Annotated in this window: 22 protein-coding genes and 1 tRNA gene; 1 reads left to right on the top strand and 22 read right to left on the bottom strand. The window is 59.2% G+C overall.

Going from position 1 to position 19,683, the window contains the following annotated elements; genetic code table 11:
- Nucleotides 1-13: 13 nt before the first annotated feature.
- The 20 genes from G505_RS0107285 to fliD form a co-directional block, all read right to left on the bottom strand.
- Nucleotides 14-89 (bottom strand) — tRNA-Lys (locus G505_RS0107285).
- A gap of 155 nt (nt 90-244) precedes the next feature.
- Nucleotides 245-1,021, bottom strand: coding sequence for a tol-pal system protein YbgF (gene ybgF / locus G505_RS0107280; RefSeq protein WP_028108978.1), 777 nt, complete (start codon nt 1,019-1,021; stop codon nt 245-247).
- Nucleotides 1,022-1,037: 16 nt separating this feature from the next.
- The gene (gene pal / locus G505_RS0107275; protein WP_028108977.1) at nt 1,038-1,568 is read right to left on the bottom strand and encodes a peptidoglycan-associated lipoprotein Pal; all 531 of its coding nucleotides are present in this window, start codon (nt 1,566-1,568) and stop codon (nt 1,038-1,040) included.
- Between the two features lie 33 nt (nt 1,569-1,601).
- Entirely contained in the window at nt 1,602-2,933 is a 1,332-nt protein-coding gene (gene tolB / locus G505_RS0107270; protein WP_425402171.1) for a Tol-Pal system beta propeller repeat protein TolB, read from the bottom strand.
- A 34-nt stretch (nt 2,934-2,967) separates the two neighbouring features.
- A complete protein-coding gene (gene tolA / locus G505_RS0107265) occupies nt 2,968-3,900 on the bottom strand; it encodes a cell envelope integrity protein TolA (RefSeq protein WP_028108975.1) in 933 nt (310 codons plus the stop codon).
- A gap of 3 nt (nt 3,901-3,903) precedes the next feature.
- A complete protein-coding gene (tolR, locus tag G505_RS0107260) occupies nt 3,904-4,338 on the bottom strand; it encodes a protein TolR (protein ID WP_028108974.1) in 435 nt (144 codons plus the stop codon).
- Nucleotides 4,335-5,021 (bottom strand): protein TolQ, encoded by a 687-nt coding sequence (gene tolQ, locus G505_RS0107255; RefSeq protein WP_028108973.1) that lies wholly within the window; start codon nt 5,019-5,021, stop codon nt 4,335-4,337. Before tolQ ends, tolR begins: the two co-directional genes overlap by 4 nt.
- Nucleotides 5,011-5,412: a tol-pal system-associated acyl-CoA thioesterase gene (ybgC, locus tag G505_RS0107250; RefSeq protein WP_035385155.1), complete on the bottom strand. Its 402-nt coding sequence runs from the start codon at nt 5,410-5,412 to the stop codon at nt 5,011-5,013. Before ybgC ends, tolQ begins: the two co-directional genes overlap by 11 nt.
- 161 nt (nt 5,413-5,573) lie before the next feature.
- Nucleotides 5,574-7,706, bottom strand: coding sequence for a prolyl oligopeptidase family serine peptidase (locus tag G505_RS0107245; RefSeq protein WP_051215956.1), 2,133 nt, complete (start codon nt 7,704-7,706; stop codon nt 5,574-5,576).
- Between the two features lie 496 nt (nt 7,707-8,202).
- Entirely contained in the window at nt 8,203-8,868 is a 666-nt protein-coding gene (locus G505_RS0107240; RefSeq protein WP_028108970.1) for a TorF family putative porin, read from the bottom strand.
- 19 nt (nt 8,869-8,887) lie between these two features.
- Nucleotides 8,888-10,252, bottom strand: coding sequence for a hypothetical protein (locus tag G505_RS0107235; protein ID WP_028108969.1), 1,365 nt, complete (start codon nt 10,250-10,252; stop codon nt 8,888-8,890).
- A gap of 375 nt (nt 10,253-10,627) precedes the next feature.
- Nucleotides 10,628-10,936 (bottom strand): hypothetical protein, encoded by a 309-nt coding sequence (locus G505_RS0107230; protein WP_028108968.1) that lies wholly within the window; start codon nt 10,934-10,936, stop codon nt 10,628-10,630.
- Nucleotides 10,929-11,882, bottom strand: coding sequence for a flagellar motor protein MotB (locus G505_RS0107225; RefSeq protein WP_245568342.1), 954 nt, complete (start codon nt 11,880-11,882; stop codon nt 10,929-10,931). The genes G505_RS0107230 and G505_RS0107225 overlap by 8 nt, the downstream gene beginning before the upstream one ends.
- A gap of 20 nt (nt 11,883-11,902) precedes the next feature.
- The gene (gene motA / locus G505_RS0107220; RefSeq protein ID WP_028108966.1) at nt 11,903-12,760 is read right to left on the bottom strand and encodes a flagellar motor stator protein MotA; all 858 of its coding nucleotides are present in this window, start codon (nt 12,758-12,760) and stop codon (nt 11,903-11,905) included.
- A complete protein-coding gene (locus G505_RS20810) occupies nt 12,757-13,485 on the bottom strand; it encodes an RNA polymerase sigma factor FliA (RefSeq protein ID WP_035385153.1) in 729 nt (242 codons plus the stop codon). The genes motA and G505_RS20810 overlap by 4 nt, the downstream gene beginning before the upstream one ends.
- Before the next feature lie 8 nt (nt 13,486-13,493).
- Nucleotides 13,494-13,949, bottom strand: coding sequence for a flagellar basal body-associated FliL family protein (locus tag G505_RS0107210; RefSeq protein ID WP_169628194.1), 456 nt, complete (start codon nt 13,947-13,949; stop codon nt 13,494-13,496).
- A 22-nt stretch (nt 13,950-13,971) separates the two neighbouring features.
- Complete coding sequence (locus G505_RS22370) at nt 13,972-15,147, bottom strand: flagellar hook-length control protein FliK (protein ID WP_157509093.1); 1,176 nt, start codon at nt 15,145-15,147, stop codon at nt 13,972-13,974.
- Nucleotides 15,128-15,448: a hypothetical protein gene (locus tag G505_RS0107200; RefSeq protein WP_035385152.1), complete on the bottom strand. Its 321-nt coding sequence runs from the start codon at nt 15,446-15,448 to the stop codon at nt 15,128-15,130. The genes G505_RS22370 and G505_RS0107200 overlap by 20 nt, the downstream gene beginning before the upstream one ends.
- Nucleotides 15,423-15,803 (bottom strand): flagellar export chaperone FliS, encoded by a 381-nt coding sequence (fliS, locus tag G505_RS0107195; RefSeq protein WP_028108963.1) that lies wholly within the window; start codon nt 15,801-15,803, stop codon nt 15,423-15,425. The genes G505_RS0107200 and fliS overlap by 26 nt, the downstream gene beginning before the upstream one ends.
- Nucleotides 15,804-15,814: 11 nt before the next feature.
- Complete coding sequence (gene fliD, locus G505_RS0107190) at nt 15,815-17,167, bottom strand: flagellar filament capping protein FliD (protein WP_028108962.1); 1,353 nt, start codon at nt 17,165-17,167, stop codon at nt 15,815-15,817.
- Between the two features lie 383 nt (nt 17,168-17,550).
- Between fliD and G505_RS0107185 the strand changes: the two genes are divergently transcribed.
- Entirely contained in the window at nt 17,551-17,745 is a 195-nt protein-coding gene (locus tag G505_RS0107185) for a hypothetical protein (RefSeq protein ID WP_028108961.1), read from the top strand.
- Here the strand turns inward: G505_RS0107185 and G505_RS0107180 are convergent.
- Both G505_RS0107180 and flgL read right to left on the bottom strand, forming a co-directional pair.
- A complete protein-coding gene (locus G505_RS0107180) occupies nt 17,739-18,758 on the bottom strand; it encodes a hypothetical protein (RefSeq protein ID WP_028108960.1) in 1,020 nt (339 codons plus the stop codon). The two genes, G505_RS0107185 and G505_RS0107180, sit on opposite strands and share 7 nt — an antisense overlap.
- Nucleotides 18,759-18,761: 3 nt before the next feature.
- Nucleotides 18,762-19,679 (bottom strand): flagellar hook-associated protein FlgL, encoded by a 918-nt coding sequence (flgL, locus tag G505_RS0107175; protein WP_028108959.1) that lies wholly within the window; start codon nt 19,677-19,679, stop codon nt 18,762-18,764.
- Nucleotides 19,680-19,683 lie beyond the last annotated feature (4 nt).

Genomic DNA, 19,683 nt, shown 5'->3' with positions numbered 1-19,683 from the left:
ACGGAGAAGAAAGTGGTGGGTCGTGAAGGATTCGAACCTTCGACCAATTGGTTAAAAGCCAACTGCTCTACCAGCTGAGCTAACGACCCACTTTTGTCTTCCGAGGACTCCCTCATCCGACGGGCGGCTATAATACCAATTTCGCCTTGGTGTGCAACTGGAAATCTGTCTTTTTTGGCCTTTTGCGCACAAAAGCAACTAAGCGGACAAAAAAGCGATTCCAGGGCCGGACAAAACGGCTAACTTAGCCTTTTGACAACTCTTTTTTCGCCAGCTGAGCGGCGTTGGAGTTGCCATATTCTTTCACTACCCGGTTGAAGAAACCTTTGGCCCCCGCCGTGTCGCCGGCGTCTGACGCGATCATCCCCAGCTTCAGCAGAGAATCGGCCCGCTTGGCGGAATCGGGGTAGCTGTTCACCACAGTCTCAAACGCGGTTTTGGCCTGGGCCATCTCACCCTTGTTATACAGCAACTGACCCAACCAGTAGTGGGAGTTGGCAGTATAGGTGGACTGAGGGTAGTTTTCGATGAACTGGCGGAACGCGGGGATCGCTTCATCGTACTTGCGCTGCTTCAGCACCAGGTCCACCGCCTGCTGGTAGGCATCGGCCTCAGACAGAGAGAGGTTGGGCACCACAGCAGGCGTCTGGCTGCCCGCTTGAGGCGCAGCGGTCTGCGGCTGAGCGAGAGCACCGTTTTTGAACTGTTCCTCGATTCGGCTCAGTTCCTGGTACATCTGACGCTGACGCTCCACCATCTGCTGTACTTGGTACTGCTGACTCTCCACCTGACCACGCAGCTGGGACACTTCCATCTGCAGTTGATCAAACATCTGCTGCATGTGCAGCTGAGCCTGGTTGCGCGCCTTCATCAGCCGCTCCAGGCGGGTGACTCGGGAGTTGATATCGTCCCCGGAGAGGGACTGGGGGGCATTTTCAGCTGCTTCTATAACGGGAGCGGGCGCAGCCTGAAGCTGCGCCCCCATGAATAGAAGAGCTGTTGCAATAACAGCTTTCTTCATAGATTAACCGTTTCGCTTAGTAAACCAGTACGGCACGACGGTTCTTGGCGTGAGCCGCGTCGGTGGCGGAGCCGTCCAGAGGCTTCTCTTCACCGTAGGACACTACGGAGATTTGAGAGGACAGCACACCCAGGCCCTGCAGGTAACGGGATACGGCCTTGGCACGACGCTCGCCCAGGGCGATGTTGTACTCAGGGGTACCGCGCTCATCGGCGTGACCTTCGATCAGCACCTTAACACCTGGGTTTTCGATCAGGTAGTTGGCGTGGGCTTCCAGCAGCTCGCCGTACTTGCCTTGGATGTCGCTGCGGTCAAATTCGAAGTACAGGATGTGCTCTTTACGCAGTTCCTGGTACTTCAGACGCTGCTGCTCGGCAGGAGTCAGTACGGGCTCAACGGCACCGGTCTGAACGCCGCTTTGCGCTTGTTCGTTGGTGGTGTTGCCGGTCTGGGACTGGCTGTCGCTGTCGGAGGTACTGGAACAGGCTGTCAGCGCCAGAGCGGGTACAGCAATCAGCATACCTTTGAGGAGGCTATTGAGCTTCATCTATCTTTTCCTTTTAATTCGTTACTTTTCCAATCAAAGATAAGGCGACCAAGAAGGCGCTTTCACACTGCCCACCTGAGTCGGAATTCGGGCCTTAAAGCGGCCATCCACCGAAACGGCTGCCAACACCTGGCGGCCATTGTGGCTTGTCCCATAAATGATCATTGTGCCATTCGGGGCGACACTTGGTGATTCATCCAGGTAGGTTTCCGTCAACACATCCATAAAGCCGGTGTCCAGCTCCATGCGCGCGATGTGGAACCTGTTGTTGGTCCTGTTAACCATCACCAAGTAACGACCATCCGGAGTCACGGAACCGCCGAGGTTCCACTCACCCTGGAAGGTCAGACGCTGGATCCTTCCGGAGTCCAAATATACTCGATAAATCTGCGGTCTACCACCCCGCTCCGAAGTGAAAACCAGGGATTTGCCATCAGGATGCCAGCTGGGCTCAGTATCGATGGCGTAGTGATTGGTGATGCGCTTCATCTGCTTGGTGGCGATGTCCATCACGTAGATCTCTGGGTTGCCGTCTTTAGAGAGGCTCATGGCCATCTTGGTGCCGTCGGGCGACCAGTTGGGCGATCCGTTGATCCCTTCGAAGCTGGTGAGTCTGTCGCGCTTCTGGGTGTAGAGGTCCTGAATGTAGATCTCGGAACGACCATTCTCGAAGGAGACGTAAGCCAGCTTACGGCCATCGGGCGACCAGGAGGGCGACATCAGCGGCTCTTTGGAGCGCAGCAGCACCTTCTCGTTGTAACCATCATAGTCGGCCACACGCAGCTGAAACTTGAATGGGTCATTGTCTGCCACGGTCACATAGGCGATGCGGGTCAGGAAGGCCCCCTTAATGCCAGTCAGGGCCTCGTACACCAGATCGGAGATGCGATGGCCGTACTGACGGAACTGGCTGCCGCGAATCACGGTATCCCGACCATCCAGGATGTGATCCTGGGTCTGCACCAGCTCACCATTCTGCAGGCCACGGCTCTCGCCGCCGGTCATCTGAGCGCGCACCAGATCCACCAGCTCGAAGCTGACCTGATACTGGTCTGGGCCAAACTCGCTGACCTTGCCCACCACCACGGCTTCGGCGCCGGTGGCGATCCAGGCCTTAAGATCCAGCTCGGAGGCCTTGGCCACCTGACCGGGCATCATGCCCCGGGCAATGGGGTTGAAGGTACCGGAACGGCGCAGGTCGGAAGAGACCACATCGGCGATCTGGGCGGGCATCTCGCCCTGCCCTTGCCAAACAAAGGGCACCACGGCGATGGGCCGGGCGGCGTCGATCCCCTCAGTAATCACGATCTCCAGGGTGGCTTTCGCCGGCATGCTTACCATGGCCATCAGGGCCAGCCATGCCATTGTCAGTGTTTTTATCAGTCTCATCAGCCTGTCACTATTGCTCTGGTTGTACTGTTAGGTTGATATCTTTCAGCTTGGCGTAGACATCCGGCTCTTTGGATACGGGCAACTTACCCGCGGCGTTGATGGCCGCCTGGGTTACCCGACACAGGTTGGCGTCCCCACCCAGTGTCTTACTGGAGATGACAAAGCCATCCGGCGCCAGTCGAATGTTCACCCGGCACTCCTTGCCGCGCATGCTGGTGTCGGTGCGCAAGTTACGTTGAATCGTCTGACGAATCAACACGGTGTACCTGTCCACCTCGGAGAGCACCTTCTTGCTGCGTGCGGCCTCAATCTGGGCCTGCTCCGCCGCCAACTGCTCCGCCAGGTCCGCCTCGCGGGCTTTACGTGCGGCCTCCTCGGCGGCCTTACGCTTGCGCTCCTCCTCCTTGCGCTTACGCTCCGCTTCCTCCTTACGCTTGCGCTCATCCTCTTTGCGTTTGCGCTCGGCGGCTTCGGCCTTGGCTTTATCCTCGGCAGCTTTGCGTTCCCGCTCCGCCTTGGCCTTGGCCTGCTCCTCTTTTTTGCGCTGGTCAGCCAGCTTGCGGGCCTGATCCTGCTCCTGCTTCTGTTTGAGCTTGGCCTGCTTCGCCGCCTCTTCCGCCTTCTTGATCTCGGCCTCTTTGCGCTTGCGCTCCAGTTCCAGCTTTTTCAGCTTCTCCTGGGCGGCCCTGGCTTTCTTGTCCTCCTCGGCGCGTCGCTTGCGCTCCGCTTCCGCCTCGGCGGCTTTGGCCTGTTTGATCCGCTCCACCTGCTCCTGCACCTTGGCCTGATCCACCACCACAGCCTGCACCACAGGGGCGGAGGGCTGAGGGGCAACCGGTTTGGGCTTGCTGGAGAAGTCCACACCAAGGGCCAACAGGGCAACCAGGCCAACGTGCGCCAGCAGAGAAACCACAAAGGGGAGTGTCATTTTCTGCTGCATCAATTACTGCTCCGGCGTCTCGGTCATCAGCCCCACAGAGGGCACACCAGCCCGCTGCAGACTCACCATGAGTTGAATCACTTCGTCATAGGAAACGCTTCTGTCCCCTTTGACCACCACCGGACGTTGCGGGTCCAGTTGCAGTTCGGCCGCCACCAGGGCAGCCAGTTCATCGAGCATCAGCGGCCGGTCATCCTGAACACTGCCATTGTCGAGGAAGTACTGGCCTTCGCTGGTGACCGAGGCCACCAGCGGCGGCCGCGAGTCCTTCTTCAGCGGCTCGGCCTCACCCTGAGGCAAGTCCACCTTCACCCCCTGGGAGATGATCGGGGCGGTCGCCATAAAGATGATCAGCAGCACCAGCATCACGTCGATGTAGGGCACCACGTTGATCTCCGCCACCTTGCGGCGTCGTTTACGCTGGTACCCCTGCATCAGCGCGCTTCCTTATCGTGGAACGCCTGACGGTGCAGGATGCTGGAGAACTCCTCAATGAAGTTGATGTAGGTGTTCTCCAGCTTCTCCACCTTGGTGGAGTAGCGGTTGAAGAACAGCACCGCGGGAATCGCGGCAAACAGACCCATGGCGGTAGCGATCAGCGCCTCGGCGATGCCCGGGGCCACCATGTTGAGGGTGGCATTCTGCACCTGGCCCAGGGCGATAAAGGCGTTCATGATCCCCCATACGGTACCAAACAGACCGATGTAAGGGCTGGTGGAACCGATGGAGGCCAGCAGCGAGAGGTTGGACTCCAGCTTATCCACTTCCCGGGACAGTGCCACTCGCATCGCCCTGTGGGTGCCGTCCATGATGGCGCCGCCGCTGCTGGCGGTCTGGGACAGGCGCATGTACTCCTTGAAGCCGGCGCTGAACAGCAGCTCCATGCCGGAGTTGCGGTCGCCGCGGGTGCTGAGTTCCTGATAGAGGCGGGTCAGATCCACCCCGGACCAGAATCGGTCCTCGAACTTACGCGCGTGGGTCGAGGCCTGCTTGATGACGTTATGACGTTGCAGGATCACCGCCCACCCGGTCACGGAGAGCATCAGTAGCAGCAGCATCACCAGCTTGACCAACAAACTGGCTTCAAGGAAAAGATTGATAAAGGACATCTCAGCTGACACGCGCTAACTCCTGCTTAATGTGTGACGGGATCGGCCTGGGTTTGAAGGCCTCACTGTCGATGCAAACCACGGTGACCTGGGCCCGGCAGTAGCAACTGCCTTCATCATCTTCGAGGGACTGACTAAACACCATGGAGGCGCCGGCCAGCTTGGTTACCTCGGTCACCACGGTCAGGGCCTGATTAAATCTGGCGGGGCGGACAAAGTCGATACTCATGTTACGCACCACGAACAGTACGCCGGACTGGGCCAGCTCATCCTGCTCGAAGCCTTTTTCCCGCAACATCTCAGACCGGGCATGCTCGAAGAAGTTCAGGTAATTGGCGTGGTAGACCACCCCGCCAGCGTCAGTATCGGAATAGTAAACCCGAACGGGCCAGTGAAACGCCATCTCCCTGCCTGTGCCTTGCATCTGGTAATTGGAATGACTGGCTACTATACCCCATGGCCCCTGGGGATGGGAGGGTGAAGGGTTGAAGATTGGGTTTCAAAATGCGTCTTGGCGCAAAAAAGGGGAGCCAAGCTCCCCTTTTGATTAGATATCAGTCAGGGTTACTGAATCTTCTCGGGCAGTTCCAGACCGAAGTTATGCCACAGGAAGGCATAGATGTCGCGGAACTCGGCGATGCGCATGGCGGTCGGCTTACCGGCACCGTGACCCGCCTTGGTTTCGATGCGGGCGATCACCGGGGCGTCCCCGGTCTGCTGGTGCTGCACCTCGGCGGCAAACTTGAAGCTGTGGGAGGGCACCACACGATCATCGTGGTCGGCGGTCATCACCATGGTGGCGGGATAGTCCCCCTTGGCCACGTTGTGCAGCGGCGAGTAGGCCAGCAGGTAAGGGAAGTCCTCGGCGTTGTCGGCACTGCCGTACTCTGAGGTCCAGGCCCAACCGATGGTGAACTTCTGGAAGCGCAGCATATCCAGCACACCCACCGCAGGCAGGATGGCGGCGAACAGATCGGGACGCTGAGTCAGGGCGGCGCCCATCAGCAAGCCGCCGTTACTGCGGCCATAGGCGCCCATCTTGCTGGCGTTGGTGTAGTTCTGGGCAATCAGGTACTCACCGGCGGCGTAGTAGTCATCAAACACATTCTGCTTGCGCTCTTTCATGCCGCCCTGGTGCCAGTCTTCGCCATACTCGGCGCCACCACGCAGGTTGGGCACGGCATAGATGCCGCCCATGTCCATCCAGGCGATGTTGGCGGGGGAGAAGCGCGGTGTCAGGGAGATGTTGAACCCGCCGTAGGCGTACAGCAGGGTCGGGTTGTTGCCATCCTTTTTCAGCCCCTGCTTGTAGGAGATGATCATCGGCACCCGGGTGCCATCCTTGCTGGTGTAGAACACCTGCTCAGACACGTAGTCCTCTGGGTTGAACGCCACCTTGGGCACCTGGTGGGCGGCGACTTTGCCGCCATCGAAGTCATAACGATAGACGCCGGTGGGGTGGATGTAGGAGTTGAACAGGAAGTAGAACTGCTTATCCTTGCGACCACCGCTGATGCCGGTAACGCGGCCGGCGCCGGGCAAGTCCAGGGTCGCCTGCTCCTGGCCATCCAAACCATAAACCTTGACCTCGGCCAGCACATCCTTGAGGTAGCTCACCACAAAGGTGTTGTTGACGATGGAGGCGCTGTAGATGGTGTTGTCGGTTTCCGCCACCAGCTCCTTCCAGTTGGCCTTGGCGGGCTTGTTCAGGTCAACCGCAATGATGCGGCCCTTGGGTGCCTGGTAGTCGGTCTTGAAGTAGAAGGTGTCGCCGTCGTTGCCCAGGAACAGGTACTCCGCTTCCAGCTCAGGCATCAGCTCCACGGTCTTGCCGGTGGCCATCTCCTGATAGAAGAAGCGATTGCGCGGATCCGTGCCCTGGGACACGGTGATCGCCAGGTAGTGACCCTCATCGGACAGTTCGGCGGAGAAGCCCCAGTCCTTCTGATCAGGACGGTGGTAGACCAATGTGTCCTGTGACTGGTCGGTGCCCAGCTTGTGGTAATAGACCTTCTGGAAGTAGTTGGCCTGCTCCATCTTATCGGCGCCGGCCTCTGGGGCGTCATAACGGGAGTACCAGACCCCCTGCCCCTGCTTATCCCAGGCGGCGGAGGAGAACTTGATCCACTCCAGCTTGTCGGTCAGTGCCTTGCCGGTCTCAATATCGACAAACTGCCACTGTTGCCAGTCGGAGCCGGATTGGGAGGTGCCGTAGGCCAGCATCTTGCCATCTTTGCTGATGCTGACGCCGGACAGGGCCACGGTGCCATCACTGGAGAAGCCATTGGGATCCAGCAGTACTTGAGGGTTTTTGCCCTGCTTGTCCGCCCGGTAGAGCACGGACTGGCTCTGCAGGCCGTCGTTGCGATAGAAGAACTGATTGTCACCCTTGATGGAGGGGGCGGACAGCTTTTCGTAGTTCCACAGTTCGGTGATGCGCGCCTCTACGGACTGACGATTGGGGATGGCGGCCAGGTAGTCGTCGCCATAGGCCTTCTGGTTCATCACCCAGTCGTGGGTCTCCTGGCTGTCCAGATCTTCCAGCCAGCGATAGGGGTCGGCCACCTGGGTACCGTGGATCTCCTCAATCAGATCCATGCGGCGGGTATCCGGGGCCTGAGCCTGCTCCTTGCTATCAAAGGACTGGCAGCCGCCAACAAGTGACAAGGCAACCAGTGAAAATGCCAAATTACGCATTGTTATTCCTTTTTCATGTTTTTGTATCCGGACACACTATATCTGCCGGCGAGGGGGAAGACCAAGAGACGGGACAGGTAAGATTAATTTTGCTTACAGTTTCGCAACGTTGTGACCGAGCGCACAACTTTGGTGCACACCTCGGCCAAACCCGTTACTGCACGGGGATTTTCCCGAAGTGGCCGGATAAAAAGCGACGTATATACGAGGATTGTTAAATTAGATTTTTTTATGCGAAAAAGCAATTTTTCTTGGTTGTGGTAAGTTTTGGTGCACCATAGAATAGCAACCATTGAGGAGATAGAGACTCTCCGAGTCAAGATTTCCGGTCGTTGTGGCTCTAAGCAGGCCAGAGCGATTTAAAGGTTCTTTTGCTTAACTTCCTTCTTTTTTGTTGATTGCTATTCTGCCCGCTGAATCTCAGCGGGCTTTTTTTTGCCTGCATACAAAAAAAGCTCCGGAACCAACGCTCCGGAGCCCTGTACATCAAGCCCGGTTAGAACCAGTAAGCGACACCGACCATGTAGTGGTCCTTGTCATACTCCTGATAGCTGGCCTCGAGCAGCAGGCTGAGGTTCTCCAGCACCGGGTAGTCGTAACGCAGCGCCACATCATAGAAGCTGTCATCGGGATTGTTCTCATCGCCATAGCCGTAGTTTTCGGCATCGAAGAACATGCCGGCATGCAGCTCCAGGGTGGAGTCGTGGAACAACCCCAGGCCGTAGTTAAGATCGGTGTACCAGGCTTTAACGTCTTCATCGTAATTGACGGTCATTCCCAGGCTCTGGTAGTCCAGCGACAGGGTGTACTCCACGGTGTCACCGCCATCGCCATAAGTGTATTTCATCGCCATCAGGCCAATTCCCAGATCATCGGTGAGCATCTGGTAGTAACCGCCGTAGTAGTCGATCTCGTAATCCTTGACCTCTTCACCGACCTCCCCTTCATAGCGGTAGGTCTCATAAGAGACCCCGGCATAGAAGCCGCTGTCGTGCTCCACCATCAGGTCCGACTGCAGAGAGGGGTTGTCCAGGCTGATGGTCTGGCCACGCCACAGGTAGTTGCTCAGTCCCATGGTGTATCCGGAGAAGGATACCGGGGCGTCGTTGGCCAGGGCCTGGCTGCTGATCAGGGCCAGGGCAAGTGCTGTCATCTTTTTCATGTTGTTTTACTCCAGGGGGTTAATGCTTGGGCAGACGCGACTGGGGAACGATCCACTGCTTCTCGGAAACAGGGTCGGTAACGCCCAGCTGTACGTCGCTCTCTTTGAGGAAGATGTCGTTGTCTGTGTTGTGGCAGTTTTCACACATCCGTTTACTGGTGCGCGCTTCCGGGGTGGCCAGGGGGTTCTTGGCCACGAAGTGAGCGGCAAAGGGCACCCAGAAGGACTTGGTGTCAGGGTTGTTCAGGTCCACCACCGCCTTGCTGTCGGAACTGACGCCACCGGAGTGGCTCAGGGGAACCAGCTTGCTGTGGGGATCGCCGGCAATGCTCAGGCCAAGCTTGATGTTCTCATCCTCACCAACCTGGCCCAGGGCCCCCTTGGCCACCCGCTTCAGTTGCTCCCAGGTACCTACCGACTCCGGAGCATCCTCATGACAGCCAAAGCAGTTGGTGTAGGGCTGGGTATGACAGGCGGTGCACTTGAGGCTGGCGTTGTGGTTCACCAGAGCCTTCTTGCCACTGAGAAGTTCGGTATGATCCGCCAATTTATCCTGATGGCAGTCCTCACATTTCACCTGAACAATCTCTTTTTTCTGAGTCTGTTCAAACGGACCAGTTTTGGACACCTTGGGGCCATCACCGAAATAACGCCCTTGGGGAATATCATTAATATCCCGCCCGTGGAATTCCACTAGATCGGTATGGCAATCCAGACAGGTCATGCCATATTTTGTTGCGTGCGCATCGACCTCTTTATGGGTTTCTGCATTTTCGTAGTGACAGGTCTCACAGGTTTTTTCAGTCTGTGGTTCTTTTTGGAACTGGTGGTTATTCAACAGACCGCCACCGGCATAATTGGGCTGGCTGACATGGCACTGACCACAGGTGGCGTGGCAGGCGGCACACCCCTCACCGGTGTCGGTGTGCATCTCTTCAAACAGCTCCTGGGCATTGGGCGTCTGGGCCAGGCGCTCGGTCAGCCCCTTGGCGATGCCATTGACGGTATAGTGAAGGGAGTGGCGGAAGTTGGTCACCATCTCCTCCCCGTGACAGTCGCCGCAGACGCTGCCGCCATCGGCGGAGGGATCCAGCTGCACCGCCGGGTGCCAGCCTGTGTGTCCGTCCGCCAGGGGCGCATGACAATCTGCGCACGCCATCTCTCCATGGCTGCCCATGGCGTCAAGGTTGACCTCAAGCTGGGCGACGCGCTCAGAGACAGAGAGCTCGCCCAGCTCCACCTGCTTCTTCACCAGCATCCGCTCCAGCATCTTGGGCTTGGCGTGGCAACTGACGCATCCCCCCTGGGCCTGGGCCAGGCCGGGCAGAAGCGCCCCCGCCATCAGGGCGACACTCACCCCACGGCATAGGTTGGTTAATTTCATCATCTTTTCCCTAATTATTCTGATTTGAAAGCGTACTCATCATTGCTTCAAACCAAATATTCAGCCCTCGGAAGAGGCTTTTGAGAAAAGCGAGGGGCAGCTCCTTCTGCCTATCCATTATTCCCCGCAAATAAACACTCAGAAGATAAAGTAATAAATCGCACCATTACTTATCTGGGTTTATTTTTGCTTTAGCCGCTCTGAGGCAACAGTGACAGTGGTCACAGGTGAGAAAGGGGAAATCAACAAACTGTTAGCTGAAGCTGAATATGAACAATCCGCAAAATGCGTTTTTCATCTTTCAGAAATGGGAGAAAGAGTAAGTCGAAAGAAAAAAATGACCCGGCACCCAAAAGACGTTGTGCCGGGCCAGTCTCAGTAAAGGAAGAAAAACCCGATAAGCAGCGTTACGATCAGCAGGGTACTGATCACCACCGGATAGAGGAGATAGCCGTCACCGGCACGGCGAGCCCGCATCAGGGAGAGCTTGAGCAGCAGGAACTGCAGCATCACAATGCCACTGCCCGCCAGCATCCCGGCCAGGAAGCTGAGCTCCTCCAACTTGAGCAGCAGCAATCCCGCCACCAGCCAGTTCACCAGAATCAGGTAGAGGAACACCTTCTGCAGCCGGTCCGGACCATGGCGGACAAACCCCGCCTGTTGGGTGTCGAGAGGATCAGTCATTGTATCTCAGCCTGGGTTGATTCTGCTCGGCACGGAACCTGGCCTGCTGCAAACTGGCTTCACTCAGGCCATGCTGCTGCTCCAGCTCCTCGGTGCCCTGCTCACTCAAGATGAACAGCTCGATGCGGCGATTGGAAGCGGACATGGGGTCATCGGGCACCAGGGGCATCTGATCGGCGTATCCGGCCACCTGCAACACCCGCTCGGGTGCCACCCCCCCTATGGTCAGTGCCCGCCGAGCCTCCAGTGCCCGCAACGCCGACAGCTCCCAGTTGGTGGTGCGGCTGCCGGCAAAGGGAGCCGCATCGGTATGACCACTGATGATGAATCGGTTCTTCACCGGCGCCAGCAGTTCGGCCATCGCCAGCATCAGATCCTCGAAATAGGGCTCCATCTGGGTGCGTCCCCGCTTGAACATGAAGCGGTCCGAGGCGTCTCGGATCAGGATGCGCAACCCATCCGGAGTCATCTCCACGTCCACATGGCGGGACAGATCCCCCTGCTTGAGCAGCTGCTTGACCTGCAGGGCCAGGGTTTCCAGGGGCACCTGGGCATTGGTCTCTCCGGGGATCATGGCATTGAGCTCCTTGCCCTGACCCGCCTCGGCGTCCTCCTGCCCTTCGGGGATGTTGTTGAACATTGCCAGCCCGGCCTGTTCCGGCCCGGTACCTGTGGCGGGGATGCCCGCCTGATCGATGCTGGGACGCCCCTCAAAATCGATGATGGAACTGTTGATGCTGGTGGCCAGGGGATTGGCCCCCTGCTCGATGGGGGGGCCATTCAGCTGCTGCACGATGGCGCGGCGCTCGTTGACGTCGGCCACCTGCATCAGCCACATCACCATGAAAAAGCACATCATCGCCAAAGTGAAGTCCGCAAAGGCCACCTTCCAGGCGCCTCCGTGACTCCCCCCATGTTTGTGTTTCTTTCCCTTCTTGATGATCACCGGCGATCTCCCATGCTGACTCACAGCTGTTGGGCCTCCAGCCAACGCTCCACCTCGATGAAGCTGGGCCGGTTCTCCTGCTGAATCTTACGACGGCCTGCATCGATGGCCAGCAACGGCGGTTTGCCCTTGGCGTGCATCACCAGGATCGCCGCCATGCAGCGCAGCCTGGCGGTCTGTCTGTCCACCTGATGCTCCAGGGCGGTGGCCAGGGGGTCGAACATGCAGTAGCAGGCGAAGATACCGATAAAGGTCCCCACCAACGCGGCCGCCACCTTGACCCCAATCATGGTCAGCGGACCGTCGATGCTGCCCATGGTGATGATGATCCCCATCACCGCCGCCAGAATGCCAAAGCCTGGCATCGCCTCTGCCACCTTGGACAGCGCTTCAGAGGGTCGCAGATGATCCTCGTGGAGCCTCTCTATCTCCTCCTCCAGCAACGCCTCGAGATCGTGGGGCGCCACCTTGGCCATGGACTGCATCCGCAGGTTATCCACGGTGAATTGCAGCAGCTCGGGCTGTTTGAGCACCGCGGGGTACATCAGGAACATGGAGCTCTCATGGGGCGCTTCGATGTGCTCATCCAGTACCTTCATCCCCTGGGACTGCAGCTGACTCAGGAGCACATGCATCAGGCCGAATAGCTGAGGATAGAGCTCAGGATCCTCCTTCTCCTGATTCCACATCTCCTTGAGCTGGTGAATCATGTCGCGGATCACATCGGTGGGGTTGGCGATAAACAGGGCACCGAAGCCGGCACCGAAGATGATCACCATCTCTGCGGGTTGCCACAGGTTGCCCAGGTTACCGCCGTGGGAGGCGTATCCACCAAACACGGCCAGGAGCAGGCCGACAAAACCGATCATCTTCTTCATGGGCGCTGCCTCTCCATCTGAGTCTGCCAGGTCATCAAAACTTCCCGGAGCTGTTTGACTGCGGCCTTATGCAACTGGCACACCCGGGATTCGGTCAGGTTGAGAGTCAGGGCGATCTCCTTGAGGTTGAGTTCATGCTGGTAGTAGAGGCCCAGCACCAGCTGCTCCCTCTTGTTCAATTTGCCCAGGGCTTTCACCAGGGTGCGTTTGTCGATAAAGCGCTTCTGTCCATCCGGGCTGCCATCGGGCTCCACCCCGTTCTGGAACAGCTCATCCAGGCTCTGCATCGACTCTGCCTGACTGGCGTAGAGCCGCTCTCTGAGCTGGGCCGGCGTCAGCTCCATCGCTTCGGCCACTTCGCTGTCCCTGGGGGGGCGCCCCAGCTCCCGGGAGAGGCGACGAACCACATCGTTAAACTCATGGGCCTGCTGACGAACCGGGCGCGGGCGCCAGTCCAGCCGCCTGAGTTCATCCAGGATGGCGCCGCGAATCCGCTTGGAGGCAAAGTTGATGAAACCGCCGTCCAGCTCCCCCGGATAGCGGCGCAGGGAGTCCAGCAGCGCCATCATCCCTATCTGTTCCATGTCCTGAGGTTCCAGCTGGCTGCCACAATGGCTGCGCAGCTGGTTGACCGCCCGCTTAACCAGGGGCAGGAACTGGCTGAGCTGGGCCGATTCGCTGCCTTCTCGGGCGTCGGTCTGATAACTGTGCGCTTGTGCCAACATACCCCCTCCTACTGAACCACCAGACGGGTAAAGAGCACCGCATCCAGCTGAATGTCGAAACCGTGGTTGGTCAGCACCTCCTGCAGCGCCACCTTGGCTTCACCTTGCAGCTTCTCCATGTTGGAGGTGCTGTTCAGTTCATCCAGTTTCTTGTTGCCCATCAGCTTGATCATGGTGTTCTTGAGCAGCGGATCGCTGGCGATCAGCTTGCTCTCAATCTCCTGGCTGGGGCTTTGCAACGCCATCTCCAGCAGCAGGTACCTGGGGTAGCGCTCCCCGGGCAGGGAGATCACCAGCTTGTCCAGGGGATAGAACTTATCCGGCTCCGGCGCCGCCACGCCCAGGCCAAAGGGCAGTTCGAGATCGTCGGTTTTGCCGATCCCCACTACACCCACGATGACCATGGCCCCGGACCACACCAGCAGCACGCACACTTGAAGTAACCGTTTAACTCCGGTCGACATCGCCATTACGTTACCCCTACCTTTAAGCCAACATATCGATGAGATCCCGCTCGGTAGCGGGTTGCTCCACCGCCGGGTCCAGGGCGGCCATCATGGGCGCACTCCTTCCCGGATACTCTGGTTGTTGTTTCTCTTGCGGGGCGCCCTGCCCCACATCCACCTGAACCTCTCCCCCCAGCCCCTGGGCCATCTCGCTGCGCAGGCGCTCCGCGCCCAGGGCGAGGGCCTCTCGCACTGCCGGGTTGGCGGCGGTCAGCTGGACGGTCACTCGGTCTCCTTCGTGGCGCACGCTGAGGTCGATGCGCCCCAGCTCAGGCGGGTCAAGCCTGACTTCGGCCTTGGTGATGCCATGGTCCACGCTGAATCGCAGTTGCTCCTTCAACGGGGCCAGCATCTGCCTGCCCAGGCTGTCGGTGCCTGCCGAGACATCCAGAGAGACCGGCCCCCACTGGCTGCCTCTGCCGCTGGACACCTGTGCGAAGGCCGGGGCGGGAACCTCAGCCGTTCGCTTCTCCCCTTCGGCAAGCGGAAAAGCCAGCTCGGTGGCCGACACCTGGGTAACGGCACGGCCGGTGAGAGGCCGCCAGGCCCCCAGGTTGTCCTCCAAAGAGGCGCCCACCGAGGCTGTGGCGGCCTGCCCCTGCACCGCTGCTGTGTTCATCTTTTGGGCCGGAAAAGAGACGGGCTCCGGCGCGAACGTCGGCGCCGACTGAGGAACTGCCTGCCCCAAGGATTGGCTGTTATGACCGGACGGCCCCGGCCGAATCGCAGCAGTCAGAGTGCTGACCAGGGGGGCTGAGCCGTCCTGCTGACCATCGCCAGGCCAGGTTTGGGTGGCGTAGAGCTGCCACTTTGCGCTCGCGCCCGGCTGGGGCAGCGCCCGATGGCCAGCCAGCGCACCCTGACTCTGGCTGGCCTGCGCGGCCGCCAACGGGTCGACGTCGGTGGCCTCCTCGGTGTCCGGGCCGTCCCCCTGACGCTGCTGGTCAGGCGAAAACGGGCTCGCCTCCACCCGCTGACCGTAGAGGGTGGCCACTGCTCCGGTTTGGCCATCGCCGGGCGCGCCGAGCTGAGACCCCGGCTCTGCATAGGCAGGCCACAAGGTGGCAAAGCTGGGGAGGTCGCCGACGCCACCGCCCTGGGAGGGAGCCCCCAGGGCTGGTGAGATGCCCGGCAAGCTAGTGATTATCGGGTTCAACACTTAACTCCGTTCTGCGGTAGGCATTGATGCCCTCCCGCTGCTGTTGAAATCTGTCCATCTCCTCGGCCAGGAGATCCCTGGCGGAGATCAGCTGCCCCAGTACCTGATGGTGAATCTGAGCCAGCGCCTTGCGAGCCTGGAGCTCCTCCTCATCGGAGGGCTTGCCCTGGGCTCTGAGCCGTTGCTGCATCTTGCTGTCTATCTGAGCCACACGGGCCCAGTCCTGCTCTGCGGCGAACTTCTGCAGGGCCAGACCAAAGCGATGCCACTGCTCAGTTGAGGTTTTCCCAGCCTTCACGTATCTCTCCAACCACCTTCACCACAGGTACCAGCAGCTCTGCGTCGTTGCGGATGCTGGTGGTCAGCAGCTGCCTGCTGCAGAAGTCATAGAGCTGATGCAGGTTCATGGCCACCTCACCCCCGCTCTCCAGATCCAGCATGGAGTCCAGCCCCTGGACGATGTTGATGCATCGCTGCACCGAGTGACCCTTCTTCTCGATCTGACGGGCGTGGATGTGGCCTTCGGCCCGGGAGAGCTCCTCCAGCAGGCCATCGAGCAGCATACGCACCATCTCGTGCTGATTGGCGGCCGCTGCCCGGGCATCTAGGGAGGTCTGCTTGTAGGCGTTGAATGGGTCCTGTTCCTGTAACATGTGATCTTCCGTTAGTAGAACAATCCGGCGCTGGCGTTCATGGAGTTGATGTACTGCTCCATGGCGGTGAACTGCGCCAGATAACGTTGATAGGCTTGCTGCATCTGATAATCGTGCCGCGTCATGTCGTCTTCGAGCCGCTCCACCCGCGAGTCCAGGTTGTCCTGTTTGGTGTCGATGAAACCGTTGCGTTCGGTGAAGGGATCGATGATGCCGTCCAGTCGGTTTACGTAACCGTTGTTGGAGGTGAACATCTCCTGCACCTTGGCGGAGTCGCCCTTGAGCGCCTGCTCCAGCTTCTCCTCGTCCAGCTTCATCTTGCCGTTACGGTCCAGTTCGATGCCGATGTCGGAGAGGCGCATGCCGTTGTCTGTCGCGGGAAACAGCGCGTTGTTGAGGCGGTTTTTCAGCATGCGGATGCTGGAATCGCCCTTGAGCACCCCCAGCTGGTCCTCCTCAAGTCTCTTGACCTCCTCCTTGTCCTCCTCATCGTCCTTGCCGATGTCGGATTCCACCTCGGAGCCGGCCCCCAGGCTCTGGGTCAGTCCGGTGATCTCGCTCATCAGCTTGTTGTAGGAGGAGACAAACTCCTTCACAGAGTCCAGGGTCTTGTCGGTGTCATACCCCACACTGATGGTGCTGGACTCACCGGCCTTATGGGCCTCGGTCAATTCGAGGTCAACGCCGTCTATCACCTCCTCCACGTAATTGGTGGAACTGGTGATGGCCACGCCATTGAGTTCGAACTGGGCATCCTGGGCGGCCACCAGGTCGTTGAAGCCGAAACCACCATCGTCCTGGTTGATCTGTATCTGGTTGGCGGTGCCGCTCTCCTTGGAGGTCAGCAGCAGTTCGACGCTGCCATCCCCTTTGCGCATCAGGGACGCCTGTACACCGAGGCTGGCCGCGTTGTCGTTGATGTAATCCCTCAGGCCGGACACGGTGCCGGTACCGGAGGGGTTGATCACCGAAAAATCGATGGTCAGCACCTCGCCATCCACCTCGATCTCGAAAATCCCGGTGGTGGGGATCAATGCCTCCTCTGAGGCAAAACTGGCGGATTTCTGGTTGGCCTGGGCCAACTGGTTGACCTTGAGGTTGTAATTTCCCGCCGGGGCATCGGGCGCCACGGTCACCTTGGCGATGCTCTCATCACTGATGGTTCCGCTCTTGGCGTTAAAGGCATCATCGCTCAGGGCATCCAGATCGGCCGTCATCTGCTTCAGCGACGACTCCAGCAGCTTGTAGGCATCAAGCTCGGCCTGGTAGTCGCTCTTTCTGGTGCTGTAGAGCTGATCTTTGCCGCTGCGCTCCACGGCCACCAACTGCTCGGCCCACTGTGCCGCCGACATTCCGGAAATCATGCGCGTCTCCTCAAGATTGAACCCACTGGCATGCTAGTTTCATGCCACTGCATATTTTCCCTACGTTTCTGACAGTTATGTTAATAGCGGCGGAAATTCTCTCCCCGCTGCCCTCAGGGACGACGGCGGAAGGGAAGCGACTCTTCCGCCCTGCCTCCTGCCGGGTCTGCCTGATTCAAAGGGCGACCCGGACACCGGCAAACTTAAACCGTCACAGGGGAAAATCCTGGATGATCCCGGATCCTCCCCAGGGATCAGAAATGATCATCGAGATCGAGCTTAGGCAATGAATTTAAAGAGTTTTTTGATTGATTTACTGGGGGGCAACGTGAGAGAATGCGCAAAGTTTCGACGCCGTAGAACCGCTAAAGAGAGTGACACCCATGACCACCATAGTGATACTGCTGTTGGCTGCCCTTGGGGGCGGACTGCTCTATCGTCATCTCAAACTGGGCAAGGGGCTGGCCCCACTGACCGAAGAGCATCTGCACAGGCTGGAGAGCCACCTCGAGCAACTGAAAAGCAGTGGCATGGTCAGTCAACAGGAGTGCGACGAGTTTCGCCGCCAGTTTCAGTAAAGCAGTGCCTGAGTCTGGTTACGGCTGGTGTTGGCCTGAGCCATCAGGTTCTGCATTCTGCGGCCAAATCCCTGGGGCTGAAGCAGTTGGCTCAGGGAGTCCAGTTGCTCGGACAACTCCTGAAGCTGCAAGCCGCCCCTCTCCCCCAACAGCCGTTCTGACGCCAGCTCCAGAGCATGGCGCATCTGCTTAAGCAGACGAGCCAGTTTGGCCACCACCCCCTGAACCCTGGGAAGAGAGTCCTTTATCCCCTGCAGGTCATTGAGTATCCACCCTCGGGGATCCTGCCAATGGTGTAACTCCACCAGCTTGATTCCACGCAGCTCACCCGCGGGCAGCCTCTGCCCCTGGCCTCGCATCCACCAGTGACCGTCGAGGCGCTGCCAGAGTACGTCTGGCAGGGCAAACTGCAACTGCCCCTCCACTGAGCTGGCTTCGATGCCGCACTGGGACAACGCTCGCTGTACCACCGCCAACTGCTTCTGCGGCGTGCCATCCGCAGGCAGTGGCAACTGCAACCAGAGGTCACCGATGCGAAGATCAATGGCCTCGGCCCTGTCCTTGGCGCTGAGCAGGTCCACAGATTTGAGCTGACACAACCTGGGTGAGGAGGCCCCCCGTTCGGCCACCGGCTCCAGCCTGTGGTCCAGAAGCGCTTTGCCGGCAAAACTGCCCCGGCGACCCAGCATCTGCCGCCTGAGCCGCTCCATCTCCGCGGCCTGAGCCAGGGAGCCCTGTGACAGGGCCTGGCTCATCATCTGCTGCAGCTTACGGCCTCGGCGCCACTGCTGCATCAGGGTCTCCTCCGCCGCCTGGGCGTAGAGCACCTGATGATGGCCGCGGCTGATCCGCTCCCAACGGTCGTAGCACAGCAACCTGTGTTTGGAGAGCGGCGTGGCGGGCACCGGCCGGCTCTGGGCACTGGCATTGACCGTCGGCGCACTGCCCAGGCCATTGAGCCTGGGCTGGTGAGACAGGGGGGAGATCTGGGTATCGCGGATGGCAGAGAGCATGGGTTACATCTCGTTGAACAGGGAAAGCTGGCTGATCTTGACGAAGCTCTCCTGGGTCACCTGCAACGCCACCAGGGAACTCTGGTAACGGCTCTGGGCCTCGGCATAGTCCAGCCCCTCCACCTCGCCCACCAGTTGTTTGTTGAACAGCATCATGTCCTGATGAGAGGTTTCGATCAGGCTGAGGCTGTTCTGACGCCCGCCTATGGTGGTCACCGCGGCACTGATGCTGGTCAGGGCCTGATCCAGAGATCCCATGATGGCGTCCTGCTCCCCGTCAAATCCCGGATTCCCCGGGGAGAGCGTGGGATCCCTGAGCACCTCGACGTAATCGTCCAGGGCGTTGAAGATATCCTTGCCGCCGCCGGAAAAGAACAGGTCCTCCCCATGGTTGTTGGCGGTGACCCAGGTGGAGTCCGACACCTGCACCTCACGGGTCTTGTTATCGCCCCTGTAGACATAATCTCCGGCGCCATCGAGCTGAATCGGCGCGGTAGTGGTGCTGTTGCCGGCAAACAGGAAGTTGCCCTTGTCATCCTTGGCGTTGGCCAGGTCCACCAAGGCGTCTTTCAGGGTCTCCAGCTCATCGGCATAGGCCTCCCTGTCCTCGGGGGAGAGGGTGCCGTTACCGGCGGCGGTGACGATCTGCCGCATGCGGTTTTGCAGATCGATCATCGACGTCAGATAACTTTCGTTGCGGTCCAGGCTGTCGCTCAGGGCACCGATGTTGTCGACAAACTGGCTGGTGGCGGCCTGGTCCCGCTGCACCGTCAGCACCTGGACCGCGCCAATGGGATCATCGGAGGGGCGCTGAATGCGCTTGCCGTTGGACATCTTCTGCAGAAGGTCCCCCAGCTCGGCGGCCCCGTTCTGCATGCTGTGCAGGTTGTTGTTGTACAGCAGTTGGGTGGAGATGCGCATCAGG

Origin of the sequence: Ferrimonas futtsuensis DSM 18154 (assembly GCF_000422645.1) — a bacterium.
GTDB lineage: Bacteria > Pseudomonadota > Gammaproteobacteria > Enterobacterales > Shewanellaceae > Ferrimonas > Ferrimonas futtsuensis.
This window is presented reverse-complemented; position numbering and strand designations above follow the sequence as displayed.